Consider the following 13,352-nt stretch of genomic DNA (forward strand, 5'->3'; position numbering starts at 1 on the left):
CTACCTAGGTAGGCGACGCCTAAGCAGTCGAAACCAAGGGTTAATTTTACCTTCGTTCCCGATAATGCTTGCGCGCCGGGCAACGAGTCTGGCCTCTGGTACGTCGAGACGAGCGCCGCGTCCGCGCCGCGTCTCGCAGTAATGCGTATCAGAGGACTTCCATGACCGCGCCGGTCGCTCGCACCGCTCTCCTCGCCGCCGCCCTCGGCGGCGTGCTCCTCGCCGCACCCGCCCAGGCCGGCGGCTGCTACGGCTCCGAATGCTATCGCCGCGTCGTCACGCCGCCGGTCTACGACACCGTGCAGGAGAACGTGCTGGTGCGCCCGCCCCGCACGGTCTACCGGACCACGCCGCCGGTCTACGATACGGTGTCGGAGCGCGTGATGGTCTCGCCCGGCGGCCGCTACTGGCAGACCAGCCGCGGCCCCGGCGGCGAGCTGATCGGCTGCTGGGTGACCACGCCGCCGCGCTTCGCCGTCCGCACCCGGACCGTGCTGATCCGCCCGGCGCAGACGATCCCCGAGACGATCCCGCCGGAATACGCCAGCGTCAGCCGCCGCGTCCTCGTCGCGCCCGCCCGGGCCGGCTGGGCGCCGATCGGCGGCGGTTACGGCTACCGGCCCGCGGCCTATGGCGGCCCGCTCGTCGGCTCGATCCCGGACGCCCTCGGCATCACCGGGGCCAGCTCCTCGGACATCGGCGTCGGTCTCGGCTTCTACACGGGCAGCCGGTACGACGGATACTGAGCCGGTAACGACCGCCGTCGCCTTGATTCCGGGCGTCCCGGCCACACCTCACCGCGCAGCACGGGAGGTGATGATGGGGACGTTCAAGGCCTGGGTGGTCGAGAAGAACGAGGCCGGCCAGAGCCTCGCCTTCCGGGATTTCGACGACGCCGACCTGATGGACGGCGACGTCACCGTGCGGGTGACGCACTCGACCCTGAACTACAAGGACGGCCTCGCGCTCACCGGCAAGTCGCCGGTGGTGCGCCGCTTCCCGATGATCCCCGGCATCGACTTCTCGGGGATCGTCGAGACCTCGGACCATCCGGAGTACAGGCCGGGCGACGCGGTCGTGCTCACCGGCTGGGGCGTCGGCGAGACACATCTCGGCGCCTACGCGCAGCGCGCCCGGGTCCGGGGCGACTGGCTGGTTCCGCTGCCCCAGGGCCTCACGGCCGAGCAGGCCATGGCGGTGGGCACTGCCGGCTACACGGCGATGCTGTGCTGCATGGCGCTGGACGCCCACGGTGTGAAACCCGAGCACGGCCCGGTCATCGTCACCGGCGCCTCGGGCGGCGTCGGCTCGGTGGCGGTGGCGCTCCTCGCCCGGGCCGGCTGGCACGTGATCGCCTCCACGGGCCGGGACGGCGAGTCCGAGTACCTGAAGGGCCTCGGGGCCGCCGAGATCCTCGACCGGGCGGAGCTGTCGAAGCCCGGCAAACCCCTCGGCAAGGAGCGCTGGGCCGCGGGGGTCGACGCCGTCGGCTCCACGACCCTCGCCAACGTGCTCGCCATGACCCGGGCGGACGGCGCCGTCGCGGCCTGCGGGCTGGCGCAGGGCATGGACCTGCCGACCTCGGTGGCGCCCTTCATCCTCCGCGGCGTCTCGCTGCTCGGCATCAACAGCGTCACCACCCCGCAGAAGAAACGCCGCGAGGCCTGGGCGCGCCTCGCTCGGGAACTCGACCTGGCCAAGCTCGCCGCCATGACGAGCACGGTCCGCCTGGAGGAGGTCGGCCGGCTCGGCGAGGAGATCCTGGCCGGCAAGGTCCGAGGCCGGACCGTCGTGACGGTGGCGTAGGCCCGGCGCCCGTCAGGCGGCTTTCCGGGCCTGGAGCAGGTAGCTCATCGGCAGGAGCCGGTCGGCAGCGAGCAAGTCGCAGGCCGTGGTGCTGATGTTGTCCGGAAACTCCCGGAACCGCTCGATCGCGAGGCCGGCACCGATCAGGCTCTCGATCAGCATCCCGACGGGATGGGCGAACCAGTAATGCGGTCCGACCCGCGGGGCCGGCCCGTCGCCGTACACGATGGCGTCCTCGCCCACGAACGGCGCCGTGCGGAAATAGGAGTGCCGGACCAGGAGCGGCTGCTCCGCCCGCGGCTCGAACATGTTCACGACGGGGTGCTCCTCGTGGATGAGGATCCGGCCGCCCGGGTGCAGGAGGCGCGCCGCCACGGCGAGGAAGCGCGGCAGGTCGGGCATCCAGCCCAGCACGCCGATGGTGATCACCGCGAGGTCGTAGGCACCGTCGTGCTCCGCGTCGATCGCGTGCACGTCGCCCGCGACGAAGCGGCAGTCGCGCCCGGCGATGCCGGCGAGGTCCCTGGCCTGTGCGAGGAACGCCTCCGACTGGTCGAACCCGGTCGCCGACCGGGCGCCGAGATTCATCAGCGACACCGTCTCCCGCCCGTTGTTGCAGCAGAGCTGCGCGACGGAGGTCCCGGCGAGGCCGATCGCCCGCAGGGCCGCCTCCATCGGCGGGTCGAAGCAGGAGAAGCCGGGATCCCGCGCGAAGTTCTGCGTCAGCCGGTCCCAAGACGGGTCGCTCCGGTGCAGGGGCGCGGAGGCATCCCAGGCCTGGCGGTTGGCGGCGACGGCCTCGGCGGCGGACAGGGATGACATCGACGGCTCCGGGTGAATCGCCAGAGAGTCTAGCGAGCGGTGCCCGTGTCGCGCCACAGCGAAAACGCCGGGCCGGCCGAACCGCCGTCGCGCGGGAACCTTTGCCGTACCTCGCGTGTTGGCGTCTTCATGAGCGTCGCATTCGTCAAAGAGCCCGAGGGTGGGGAAGCGTTCGAGAATCTGCCGGACCGGCCGATCTCGCCGCACACGAACTTCGTCACGCCGGAGGGGCTCGCGCAGATCGAGGCCGAGGTCGCGCGTCTCGAGAAGGAGGTCGCCTCGCTGGACCCCGCCGACAAGGCGGAGGATTCCCGCATTGGGCGCGACCTGCGCTACTGGGCGGCCCGGAAGAACACCGCGCAGCTCGTGGAGCCCAGGGGCGGCGACACCGTGCAGTTCGGCTCGACCGTCACGGTGGTCCGCGAGGACGAGTCCGGCAAGGAGACCCGGCAGACCTTCCGGATCGTCGGCGAGGACGAGGCCGACCCGCACAAGGGCTCGATCTCGTACGTGGCACCGCTCGCCCGCGCCATCACGGGCAAGACGATCGGCGACGTGGTCGAGGTGAACGGCCACGAGGTCGAGGTCGTCGAGATTCGCTGAGGCGGGTCAACGGCCCTCGAACCGGGCCCGCAGCGGCAGCAGCGCCTCGGCGACGTGCTCCATGAAGGCCCGGACTCGCGCCGCGTGGCGCAAGTCCGGATGCGTCAGGATCCAGAGGTCCGCCCCGAGTTCCGGGTGCGGCCCTGACAGCCGTCGCAGCGCCGGATTGAGGTCGGCCGTGAAGCAGGGAAGCGGACCGATGCCGAGGCCGGCCTCGACCGCCGCTTCGAGACCGATCACCGCGTTGACCCGCAGGCGGACGCGGTCGGAGGGGGCCCGCGCCTCCACGAACCGTGTGAGCGAGCCGCCCGCCGCCCGCCGCCAGCGGCCCCGGACTGATCCACGCCTCGCGGGCCAGATCACCGTAGGCGCGGTCGGCGCGACCGTAGACTCCCCAAGCCGTGAGGGCGAGGCGGCGGCCGACCAGGGTCTCACTCGGCTCGCGGCTGATCCGGATCGCCACGTCGGCGTCCCGGCGCGAGAGGTTGAGCGTCGCCTCCGCGAGGATGAGGTCGATCCGGATCTCCGGATAGCGCTCGGCGAAGCTCGCCAGCATCGGCATCAGCAGGTCGGCGGCGAAGCCGGCCGGCGCGGTCACCCGCAGCTCGCCGGAGGGTGTCTCGCCCTGTCCCGCCACCACGCGGGCGAAGCGCGTCACGTCCGCCTCGATCCGTCCGGCCGCGTCGATCATCGACTGCCCGGCGGCGGTCGGCACATAGCCCGTGCGCAGCCGCTCGAACAGGCGCGTGCCGAGCCGCGCCTCCAGGGCGGCGAGGCGCCGGAACGCCGTCGAGTGGTTGATCCCGAGCTCGGTCGCCGCCGCGGTCAGGCCGCCCCGATCGGCCACGGTCTTCGCGAACCGGAAGTCGTCCCAGTCGAGCGCCACGCGCGGATCCTTGCGTCTGTGCAAGATCAATCTTGCACGTCGGGGCATTCTTGCAAGGCGGCAAATGCGCGATGGAGTGGCCTTCCGCCGGCCGACGATTCGGCCGGACGTCCGACACGCAGGAGAGATCACCCGATGGCGAAGGTTCTGGTGCTGTACTACTCGACCTACGGCCATGTGGAGCAGATGGCCTACGCCGTCGCCGAGGGCGCCCGCGAGACGGGGGCCGAGGTCGTCGTGAAGCGCGTGCCGGAGCTGGTCCCGGAGGAGGTCGCCCGGCAGAACCATTTCAAGCTCGATCAGGCGGCGCCGGTCGCGACGGTCGCCGAACTCGCCGATTACGACGCGATCATCTTCGGCACGCCGACCCGCTACGGCAACATGGCCTCGCAGATGAAGCAGTTCATCGACCAGACCGGCGGTCTCTGGATGAAGGGCGCGCTGGTCGGCAAGGTCGGCTCGGTCTTCACCTCCACGGCCTCGCAGCACGGCGGCCAGGAGACGACGCTGACGAGCTTCCACACGGTGCTGTTCCATCACGGCATGGTGGTGGTCGGCCTGCCCTACAGCTTCCAGGGGCAGGCGGGCGTCGAGGCGGTGAAGGGCAACACGCCCTACGGCGCCAGCACGATCGCGGACGGCGACGGCTCCCGCCAGCCGAGCGCCGTCGAGCTGGAGGGCGCGCGGTTCCAGGGCCGCCACGTGGCGGGCATTGCCGCCAAGCTGGCCCGAGACTGAGAAGCCAAGAAAAAAGGCTCGGATTGCTCCGAGCCTGGAAGGAAAAAGGCCATTGGGGGCTGAGAAGGCCTTCGTGATCAGTAAACGGATCAGGCCGAACTCTGTTCCGCGGCCGGCGAAAAATTCTCCGCCGTCAGCGGGGCGCGGCCGCCCGGGCGAGGCGATCTCGGATCGCCTCGCCGAGCCCGTCCTCGGGGATCGGCGCGACCGCGATGGTCTCCGCCCCCGAGGCGTCGAGGTCGCGCAGGGCGCCGAACAGCCGGGCAGCGGCCTCCGCGGGGTCGCCCGCCGGGCTCAGGTTGAGACTGGCGCGCGCGGTCTCGTGACCGGCCGGCGGGCGGGACCCGAACAGCAGGACCGCCTCGCCGGGCTCGACCCGCACCGCGTCGAGGCGGACCCGCGCCCGCGGCGCGTAGTGCGAGGCGAGCATGCCCGGGCCCGCCGGCCGGTCGGCATCCGCCGCCGCGGGCGCCGCCGGATCGAGGCCGAGCACCGCCCGGAGCGCCGCCCGGGTGACGCCGCCGGGCCGCAGCAGCCGCGGCGTGCCGCCGAGGCAGGCCACCACCGTCGACTCGACGCCCACCGGCGTGTCGCCGCCGTCGAGCACCGCGGCGATGCGGCCGGCGAGATCGTCGAGGACGTGGGCGGCCCGGGTCGGGCTCACCCGCCCGGACCGGTTGGCCGAGGGCGCCGCGACCGGCCGCCCGGCCTCGGCGAGGAGCGCACGCGCGAGCGGGTGCGCCGGAACCCGCAGGGCGAGGCTCGGCAGGCCGGCGCGGGCGAGGTCGCAGACCCGCGTGCCCGCATGCGCCGGGACCACCAGGGTGAGGGGGCCGGGCCAGAAGGCCTCCGCGAGGCGGCGCGCCGGCGCGTCGAAGACCCCTTCCGCCAGGGCCGCCGCCGCGTCGGGCAGGTGCGAGATCAACGGGTTGAAGCGCGGCCGCGCCTTGGCGGCGAAGATGCCCGTCACCGCGGCGGGGTCGGTGGCGTCCGCCCCGAGCCCGTAGACGGTCTCGGTGGGGAAGGCGACGAGGCGGCCCGCCCGCAGGAGCGCGGCGGCCTCCGCGAGGCCGGCCGCGTCGGCGGGGAGCCGCCGGGTCGCGGCCGGGACCGTTGACCCGGGATCGTTCATGCGGGAAGCCGTCTCCGAGGTCATGGCGGTGCGAGCCCCGCGCGCCTATCCTCGCCCCGCCCTAGCGCCGGTGCGCTGGCGCGGTCAAACCCGCCCCGGATCGAACGCGCGGGCGGGCCGCCACACGGGAGGATCGTATGAGTTACCGCGCCCCGGTCCCCGAGATGCTCTTCACGCTGCGGCACGTGGCCGGGCTCGACGCGGTCGATCCCGACGATGCCGAGGCGATCCTGACCGAGGCCGGGCGGATCGCAGCCGGCGTGATCGCGCCGCTCAACCGGGTCGGCGACCGGCACGGCACTCCCTTCGCGGACGGGGAGGTCACCACGCCGCCCGGCTGGCGCGAGGCCTACCGCACCTTCACGGAGGGCGGCTGGAACGGGCTCTCGGCCGAGGCCGACCACGGCGGGCAGGGCCTGCCGAAGCTGATCGAGGCCGCCTGCACCGAGATGTGGAACGGCGCCAACCTCGCCTTCGGCCTCTGCCCGCTCCTGACCCAGGGCGGCATCGAGGCGCTCGCGGCCCACGGCTCGGACGACCTGAAGGCGCGCTACCTCGAGAAGCTGGTCTCGGGCGCGTGGCCCGCCACCATGAACCTGACCGAGCCGCAGGCGGGCTCCGACCTCGCCCTGCTGCGCACCCGGGCCGTGCCGGCGGGCGACGGCACCTACCGGATCACCGGCAACAAGATCTACATCACCTACGGCGAGCACGACCTCGCCGACAACATCGTCCACCTCGTCCTGGCCCGGCTGCCCGACGCGCCCGCCGGCACGCGGGGCATCTCCCTGTTCCTGGTGCCGAAGGTGCTGCCGGACGGCACCCGCAACGACCTGCGCTGCTCCGGCATCGAGCACAAGCTCGGCATCCACGCCTCGCCGACCTGCTCGATGGCGTTCGGCGACGGCGGCGGCGCCACCGGCTGGCTGATCGGCCAGGAGAACAAGGGGCTGGCCTGCATGTTCACGATGATGAACGCGGCGCGGCTCAATGTCGGCCTGCAGGGCGTCGGAATCGCCGAGGCCGCGACCCAGCGGGCGCTCGCCTACGCGCAGGAGCGCCGCCAGGGCAAGGCGGTGGGCGCCGCCGAGGCGACCAGCCCGATCGCCGCCCATCCGGACGTGCAGCGCATGCTGCTCACCATGAAGGCCTCGACGGCCGCCGCCCGCGCCATCTGCTACCTCACCGCCGCGGCCCTCGACGCGTCGAAGGGACCGGAGGGGCAGGCGGCCCTGGACCGCGCCTCGCTGCTGACCCCGGTCGCGAAGGCGTTCGCGACGGACCTCGCCAACGAGGTGACCTCGCTCGGCGTGCAGGTCCACGGCGGCATGGGCTTCGTGGAGGAGACCGGGGCGGCGCAGCTCATGCGCGACGCCCGCATCCTCGGCATCTACGAGGGGACCAACGGCATCCAGGCCATCGACCTCACCGCCCGCAAGCTGCCGCTGAACGGCGGGGCCACCGCGCGGTCGCAGATCGCCTGGATGCGCCGCGCCGCGGAGGGACTGCTCAAGGCCAGCGACCCGGCCTTCGGCCACATGGTGGCGCGGCTGCGCGACGGGATCGGCAGCCTCGACCGGGCGACGAGCCACCAGCTCGCCGCGCTGAGCTCGAACCGCCCCGAGGCGGCGCTCGCCGGCGCGACGCCGTACCTGCGCCTGTTCGGCCTGACGCTGGGCGCCGCCTGCCTCGCCCAGGGGGCGCTCGCCGCGAGCGCCGCCCGGAAGGCCGGCGAGACGGACCCGGCGCACGCGGCCCGCATCGCGCTCGCGCGGTTCTACGCCGAGAACCTCCTGGTGGCCGCCTCCGGCCTGGAGCAGGCGGTGGTCGAGGGCGGCGCCTTCACGGACGACGCCGCCCTGGCACTGGCGGTTTGAGGAGCGGATCATGGCCGAACCCGTCACGATCGACGACCTCGCGGGCGGCGTCCGCCTGATCACCCTGAACCGCCCCGAGAAGAAGAACGCCCTCACGGGCGCCATGTACGACGCGATGCGCGCGGGCCTGGCGCAGGCCGACGCGTCGGACGCGGTCGGCGCCGTGGTCTTCGCCGGGCAGCCCGGCATGTTCAGCGCCGGCAACGACCTCGCCGATTTCATGGGGCATGCCGGTGATGGATTCAGTTCCTCGCCGGCGCTGGCCTTCATCCGCCAGCTCGCCCGGACCCGCACCCCGATGGTGGCGGCGGTCGACGGGATCGCGGTCGGCATCGGCGCGACCCTCTGCCTGCACTGCGACCTCGTCTACGCGAGCCCGGCGGCGCGCCTGCGCATGCCCTTCGTCGAGCTCGGCCTCGTGCCGGAGGCGGCGTCGAGCTACCTGCTGCCCCTGCGGGTCGGCCGGCTCCGGGCGACCGAGCTGCTGCTCCTGTCCCGGCCGCTGGAGGCCGACGAGGCGCAGGCGCTCGGCCTCGTCAACGCGGTGCTGCCCGCCGACATGCTGGTCGAGCAGGCCATCGCGCAGGCGGCGCGCCTCGCTGCCCTGCCGCGCGGGGCGCTGACGGCGTCCCGGGCGCTGATCCGGGGCGACCAGGCGCAGGTCGAGGCGGCCCTGGAGGCGGAGGCCCGAGCCTTCGACGCGCAGCTGCGCTCGCCCGAATCCCAGGAGCGGCTCGCCGCCTTCCTCAACCGCGCCAAGCCCGCCTCGGCGTGAGCGCGCCTGACCTCTCCCAGAAGATCTGCCTCGTGGCGGGCGCGTCGCGGGGCGTCGGCCGGGGGCTCGCCCGGGCGCTGGGAGAGGCGGGGGCCACGGTGATCGTCACGGCCCGCTCCAGCGAGACCGGCCCGCGCACCGAGATGCGCGCGGAGGCGATCGAGGATACGGCCCGCGCGGTCGACGCGGCCGGCGGGCGCGGTCACCACTACCTCTGCGATCACCGCTCCGAGCGCGCCACCGACGCGCTGGTCCACTGGGCTCTGCGCCGGTTCGGGCGCATCGACGTCGCGGCCTGCAGCGTGTGGAGCGGCAACGAGGGCTACGACGGCGAGCGCTACCCGGACGGGGCCGGCTGGGGCACGCCGTTCTGGCGCCGCTCGGCCGAGCCGTACATCGGCCTCCTCGAGGCCGGGCCGCTGCCGGCCCTGTTGCTCGCCCGGGCGGTCGCCCCCGCCATGGTGGCGGCGCGGGCTGGGCTGCTGGCGCTCGTCTCCTTCGGGACCGAGGAGTACCTCGGCGACGTGTTCTACGATTCCGCCAAGGCCGCGACCAACCGGCTGACCCTGGCCTTCGCGCGGGAACTCGCGCCCCACGGCGTCACCGCCCTCGGCCTCTCGCCGGGCTTCGTCGCCACCGAGCGGGCGCGCGACCTCGGTCACATCCAGCACGCCACCGAGAGCCCGCTCTACGCCGGCCGGGCGCTGGCGGCGCTCGCCGCCGACCCCGGTATCGCCGTCCGGGCGGGCGCCGTGCTGCATGCCGGCGACCTCGCGCGGATCTACGGCTTCACCGACGCCGACGGGACGCGGCCGGAGCGGTTCCGCGTCGGGCCGTGACAGGCCGTGATGGGCCGGGACGATTTTGGCGGGACCTGTCGCCCGAATGGCGCAGCCCCGCGGCAAACGGGCCGGATCCGCCCCGGGACCCGTCGGCGGGGTTGATTCGCGGGGCCCGGACGCGCGTCCTGTCGGGATCGGCGGCTCCGATTGCTGCGGGAGCGAAAAACGGCCTTAATTCGCCCGCAGGTCAGGGGAGCGATCCTGTACCCGCCCCGATCTCCGGTCGGGCCGGGACCGTGCGTGTGAACGAGGGAAACTGGCATGTCGGAAGCGAACACGGCCCCGCGCGTGCTGATGGTGTTCCCGAAGTTCTACGAAAACTCGATGTGGAACTTCAAAGAGGCCATGGAGCTGCAGGGCGCCCGCGCGCCGGCGCCGCCGCTGGGCCTCATCACGCTGGCCGCGATGCTGCCGCCGGCCTGGCAGGTGACGCTCGTCAACCGCAACTGCGAGGAACTGACGGACGCGCAGATCCAGGCCGCCGACCTCGTGATGACCGGCGGCATGCTGCCCCAGGAGCCGGACTGCCTCGTGGTCATCGACCGCTGCGTGGCGCTCGGAACCCCGGTCTGCGTCGGCGGCCCGGCCCCGACCTCGACGCCGGAGGTCTACGACAAGGCCGACTTCCTGGTGCTGGGCGAGGCCGAGGGCATCCTCGACACGTTCGTGGCCGCCTGGGAGGCCGGCGAGCGCCGCGGCCGGCTCACGGCCGAGAAGTTCAAGGCCGACGTCACCAAGAGCCCGATCCCGCGCTTCGACCTGCTGACCTTCAGCCACTACCTCTACATCGGCGTCCAGTTCTCACGCGGCTGCCCGTTCACCTGCGAGTTCTGCGACATCATCGAGCTCTACGGCCGCGCCCCGCGGACCAAGACCACGCCGCAGATGCTGGCGGAACTCGACCGGCTCTACGGCCTCGGCTACCGCGGGCACGTCGACTTCGTCGACGACAACCTGATCGGCAACAAGAAGGCGATCAAGCTGTTCCTGCCCCACCTGATCAAGTGGCAGGAGGAGCACGGCTACCCGTTCAAGTTCTCCACCGAGGCCTCGCTGAACCTCGCGGACGACGACGAGCTGCTCGGGATGATGCGGGACGCGAATTTCTTCGCCCTGTTCACGGGGATCGAGACGCCCGACGAGGCGACGCTGATCCAGACGCAGAAGAAGCAGAACACCAAGCGCTCGATCGCCGACAGCGTGCACAAGCTCTACGAGCACGGCATGTTCGTCACGGCCGGCTTCATCGTCGGCTTCGACACCGAGAAGGACAGCATCAGCAAGGCGATGTCGCTGTGCATCGGCCAGACCGGCATCCCGATCGCCATGGTCGGCCTGCTCTTCGCGCTGCCGAACACGCAGCTCTCGCGCCGCCTGCGCAAGGAGGGCCGCCTCTACGAGAACTACGCGGCGACCACCGCCGACCAGGGCGACCAGTGCACGCAGGGCATCAACTTCGTGACCCTGCGGCCGCAGCGCGACGTGCTGGCCGACTACCGCGACGTCCTCCAGGAGATCTACGACCCGCCGAACTTCTTCGACCGGGTCCGGGTGGTCGCCCGGCGGGTGAAGCGGCCGAAATTCGCCGCCCAGAAGCTCAACTGGGGCCACATCGCCCACGATCTCTACTCGCTGCTGCGGGTGTGCTGGCGGATGACCGTGCGGCGTCCGGAACTCGCCAAGCACTTCTGGAGCGTGTTCCTGGAGACCGCCCGCCGCAACCCGGCCGCCCTGGAGGCCGTGGTCACCAACATGGTGATCTACCTCCACGTCTACCCGTTCTCGCGCTACGTCATCCGCGAGATCAACGGCCGGATCGCCGACCTCGATGCCGGCCGCTGGGTGCAGCCGCCGGTCCTGGCGCCCGAGGCGGAGACCTGCAAGGCGCCGCCGGTCGGCAAGGTGGTGGCCAAGGCCGAGGTCAAGCACCTCGCCGCGGTGGCCTGAGGGATCCGCGGCCGCTGCGCTTGCGGGCTCGGCCGATCATCGCTAGCTGACCCGCCGCGAGGCCACGTCCTCCCCCCGCCACGCGGGGCACAAGTCCGGGACGGCCCGGCCCTTTCGGGAGGGCCGCCGTGGCCTGGATCTATCTCGTCACCGCGGGCGTGCTGGAGGTCGTCTGGGCCTTCGCGATGAAGCAGTCGGAGGGCTTTACGCGCCTCTGGCCGACCGCCATCATGGCCGTGTCGATGGCCGGCAGCGTCGGCTTCCTGGCGCTGGCCATGCGCACGCTGCCCCTGGGCACCGCCTACACGATCTGGACCGGAATCGGCGCGGTCGGCGCCTTCCTGATCGGCATCGCCGTGCTGGGGGAGCAGGCGAGCGCCAGCCGGATCCTCGCGGCCGGCCTGATCGGCTCCGGGCTCGTCCTGATGAAGCTGTCGAGCCCCGGCTAAGCCTGAGGCCGAGCCTCAGGCCGCGCGCACGGTGTGCAGGAAGGCGTCGATCTCCCGGCGCAGCTCGGCGGCCTCCTCCGAGAGACTCGACGCCGAGGCCAGCATCCGCGTGGCGGCCGTGCCCGTGTCGTCGGCCGCCCGCGCCACCGCGTCGATCGTCCCGGTGACCGCGCCGGTCCCGGACGCCGCCTCGGCCACGTTCCGGGCGATCTCCCGGGTCGCCGCGCCCTGCTGCTCGACGGCGGCCGCGATCGAGGTCGCCACCCCGTCGATCTCGCGGATGCGCGCCGTGATCCCGTCGATCGCGTCCACGGTCTGCCCGGTCGCGCCCTGGATACGGCCGACCTGACCGGCGATCTCCTCGGTGGCCCGGGCGGTCTGGGCGGCGAGCTGCTTCACCTCGCTGGCGACCACCGCGAAACCGCGCCCCGCATCGCCGGCGCGGGCCGCCTCGATCGTGGCGTTCAGCGCCAGCAGGTTCGTCTGGCCGGCGATGTCGGTGATGAGGCGCACGACGTCGCCGATCCGGCCCGCGGCGGTGCTCAGTTCCTGCACGAGGCCGGCCGTGTCGCCGGCCTGGACCACCGCGCTCCGGGCGAGTTCGGCGGACTCGTCGACCTGGCGGCCGATCTCCTGCACCGAGGCGCCGAGTTCCTCGGCGGCCGCCGCGACCGTGCCGACATGCTGGGCGGCCTCCTGCGCGGCGCCCGCCACCGTGGCTGAGCGCTCCGCGGTGTGCGTGGCCGTACCGCTCATCGCCTCGGCGTCGGCCCGCAGGCCGAGGGCGGCGTCCGCCACCCGGGCCAGCACGCCGCCGACCGCGGCCTCGAAGGACTCGGCCATGGCGTGGACCGCGCGCCGGCGCTGCGCCTCGGCGCCCTCGCGCGCCAGCGCGGTCTCCCGCTCCAGGGCGCGGGTGTGGATCAGGTTGTCCTTGAAGACCTGCACGGCCGCCGCCATCGCGCCGATCTCGTCGCGCCGTCCCGTATGCGGGACCGGCACGGTCTCGTCGCCCTCGGCGAGGCGGCCCATCGCGCCGGTCATGCGCTGGATCGGCCGCGCGATCCCGAACAGGGCGAACAGCATCGCGGCCGCCGCGACCGCGAGGCCCACCACCGTGGCGATCAGCGCGATCAGCTTGTGATCCGCCCCCAGTGAAGTGGTCCGCCCTGAGGTATGGCTTTCGGGCCAGGACGAGGACGGACAGATGGGAACGAAGGGGCACAAGCCGGAGGATGTCGTCGCCAAGCTGCGGCAGGTGGATGTGCTGGTCTCGCAGGGCCAGAGCGTCGGGGACGCGATCCGCACGATTGGCGTGACGGAGGTGACGTACTACCGCTGGCGCAAGGAGTACGGCGGCCTGAAGAGCGACCAGGTCCGGCGCATGAAGGACCTGGAGACCGAAAACCAGCGGCTCCGGAAGGCGATCGCAGATCTCACGCTCGACAAGCTGATTCTGCAGGAGGCTGCCCGGG

At 72.7% G+C, this 13,352-nt stretch carries 13 protein-coding genes and 2 pseudogenes; 10 read left to right on the forward strand and 5 right to left on the reverse strand.

Annotated features, from left to right (window positions below; all coding sequences use genetic code 11):
* Nucleotides 1–161: 161 nt before the first annotated feature.
* Together H288_RS0129790 and H288_RS0129795 are read left to right on the forward strand one after the other, a co-directional pair.
* A complete protein-coding gene (locus H288_RS0129790; RefSeq protein ID WP_020096231.1) occupies nucleotides 162–746 on the forward strand; it encodes a hypothetical protein in 585 nt (194 codons plus the stop codon).
* Nucleotides 747–819: 73 nt separating this feature from the next.
* Nucleotides 820–1,806 carry an MDR family oxidoreductase gene (locus H288_RS0129795; RefSeq protein ID WP_026605425.1) on the forward strand — a complete coding sequence of 329 codons (987 nt, stop codon included), beginning with the start codon at nucleotides 820–822 and terminating at the stop codon, nucleotides 1,804–1,806.
* Nucleotides 1,807–1,818: 12 nt separating this feature from the next.
* On the opposite strand, the gene H288_RS0129800 is transcribed toward H288_RS0129795, so the two are convergent.
* The gene (locus H288_RS0129800; RefSeq protein WP_020096233.1) at nucleotides 1,819–2,628 is read right to left on the reverse strand and encodes a class I SAM-dependent methyltransferase; all 810 of its coding nucleotides are present in this window, start codon (nucleotides 2,626–2,628) and stop codon (nucleotides 1,819–1,821) included.
* Between the two features lie 129 nt (nucleotides 2,629–2,757).
* Between H288_RS0129800 and greA the strand changes: the two genes are divergently transcribed.
* Entirely contained in the window at nucleotides 2,758–3,231 is a 474-nt protein-coding gene (gene greA / locus H288_RS0129805) for a transcription elongation factor GreA (protein ID WP_020096234.1), read from the forward strand.
* Between the two features lie 6 nt (nucleotides 3,232–3,237).
* Here the strand turns inward: greA and H288_RS36350 are convergent, their stop codons facing one another.
* Together H288_RS36350 and H288_RS36355 are read right to left on the reverse strand one after the other, a co-directional pair.
* Nucleotides 3,238–3,519, reverse strand: a complete 282-nt coding sequence (locus tag H288_RS36350) for a LysR substrate-binding domain-containing protein (protein WP_020096235.1) — start codon at nucleotides 3,517–3,519, stop codon at nucleotides 3,238–3,240.
* A 103-nt stretch (nucleotides 3,520–3,622) separates the two neighbouring features.
* Nucleotides 3,623–4,294, reverse strand: a pseudogene (locus H288_RS36355) (LysR family transcriptional regulator); the annotation flags it as partial.
* On the opposite strand from H288_RS36355, the gene wrbA reads away from it, so the two are divergent.
* Entirely contained in the window at nucleotides 4,253–4,855 is a 603-nt protein-coding gene (gene wrbA / locus H288_RS0129815; protein WP_012320764.1) for an NAD(P)H:quinone oxidoreductase, read from the forward strand. The pseudogene H288_RS36355 and the gene wrbA overlap by 42 nt on opposite strands.
* A 133-nt stretch (nucleotides 4,856–4,988) precedes the next feature.
* On the opposite strand, the gene H288_RS0129820 is transcribed toward wrbA, so the two are convergent.
* A complete protein-coding gene (locus tag H288_RS0129820) occupies nucleotides 4,989–5,987 on the reverse strand; it encodes an L-threonylcarbamoyladenylate synthase (RefSeq protein WP_026605426.1) in 999 nt (332 codons plus the stop codon).
* Between the two features lie 137 nt (nucleotides 5,988–6,124).
* On the opposite strand from H288_RS0129820, the gene H288_RS0129825 reads away from it, so the two are divergent.
* From H288_RS0129825 to H288_RS0129845, 5 genes are all read left to right on the forward strand, one after another.
* Complete coding sequence (locus tag H288_RS0129825) at nucleotides 6,125–7,864, forward strand: acyl-CoA dehydrogenase (RefSeq protein WP_020096237.1); 1,740 nt, start codon at nucleotides 6,125–6,127, stop codon at nucleotides 7,862–7,864.
* A gap of 10 nt (nucleotides 7,865–7,874) precedes the next feature.
* Entirely contained in the window at nucleotides 7,875–8,639 is a 765-nt protein-coding gene (locus H288_RS0129830) for an enoyl-CoA hydratase-related protein (protein WP_020096238.1), read from the forward strand.
* A gap of 32 nt (nucleotides 8,640–8,671) precedes the next feature.
* Entirely contained in the window at nucleotides 8,672–9,478 is an 807-nt protein-coding gene (locus H288_RS0129835) for an SDR family NAD(P)-dependent oxidoreductase (protein ID WP_020096239.1), read from the forward strand.
* 264 nt (nucleotides 9,479–9,742) lie between these two features.
* On the forward strand, nucleotides 9,743–11,428 hold the full coding sequence (locus H288_RS0129840) for a B12-binding domain-containing radical SAM protein (RefSeq protein ID WP_020096240.1): 1,686 nt from the start codon (nucleotides 9,743–9,745) through the stop codon (nucleotides 11,426–11,428).
* Between the two features lie 128 nt (nucleotides 11,429–11,556).
* The gene (locus tag H288_RS0129845; RefSeq protein ID WP_020096241.1) at nucleotides 11,557–11,877 is read left to right on the forward strand and encodes a multidrug efflux SMR transporter; all 321 of its coding nucleotides are present in this window, start codon (nucleotides 11,557–11,559) and stop codon (nucleotides 11,875–11,877) included.
* 15 nt (nucleotides 11,878–11,892) lie between these two features.
* Here H288_RS0129845 and H288_RS33140 read toward each other — a convergent pair.
* Nucleotides 11,893–12,975, reverse strand: a pseudogene (locus H288_RS33140) (HAMP domain-containing methyl-accepting chemotaxis protein); the annotation flags it as partial.
* Between the two features lie 109 nt (nucleotides 12,976–13,084).
* On the opposite strand from H288_RS33140, the gene H288_RS0129855 reads away from it, so the two are divergent.
* A partial coding sequence (locus H288_RS0129855) for an IS3 family transposase (protein WP_020096243.1) occupies nucleotides 13,085–13,352 on the forward strand: 268 nt, incomplete at its 3' end.

Source organism: Methylobacterium sp. 285MFTsu5.1 (assembly GCF_000383455.1).
GTDB lineage: Bacteria > Pseudomonadota > Alphaproteobacteria > Rhizobiales > Beijerinckiaceae > Methylobacterium.

What these genes read in the sequence shown, in the direction of transcription:
- greA (WP_020096234.1), top strand. Translation starts at nt 2,758, where the DNA reads ATGAGCGTCGCATTCGTCAAAGAGCCCGAGGGTGGGGAAGCGTTCGAG.
- H288_RS0129840 (WP_020096240.1), top strand. Translation starts at nt 9,743, where the DNA reads ATGTCGGAAGCGAACACGGCCCCGCGCGTGCTGATGGTGTTCCCGAAG.
- wrbA (WP_012320764.1), top strand. Translation starts at nt 4,253, where the DNA reads ATGGCGAAGGTTCTGGTGCTGTACTACTCGACCTACGGCCATGTGGAG.
- H288_RS0129820 (WP_026605426.1), bottom strand. Translation starts at nt 5,987, where the DNA reads ATGAACGATCCCGGGTCAACGGTCCCGGCCGCGACCCGGCGGCTCCCC.
- H288_RS0129800 (WP_020096233.1), bottom strand. Translation starts at nt 2,628, where the DNA reads ATGTCATCCCTGTCCGCCGCCGAGGCCGTCGCCGCCAACCGCCAGGCC.
- H288_RS0129825 (WP_020096237.1), top strand. Translation starts at nt 6,125, where the DNA reads ATGAGTTACCGCGCCCCGGTCCCCGAGATGCTCTTCACGCTGCGGCAC.
- H288_RS0129795 (WP_026605425.1), top strand. Translation starts at nt 820, where the DNA reads ATGGGGACGTTCAAGGCCTGGGTGGTCGAGAAGAACGAGGCCGGCCAG.
- H288_RS0129830 (WP_020096238.1), top strand. Translation starts at nt 7,875, where the DNA reads ATGGCCGAACCCGTCACGATCGACGACCTCGCGGGCGGCGTCCGCCTG.
- H288_RS0129790 (WP_020096231.1), top strand. Translation starts at nt 162, where the DNA reads ATGACCGCGCCGGTCGCTCGCACCGCTCTCCTCGCCGCCGCCCTCGGC.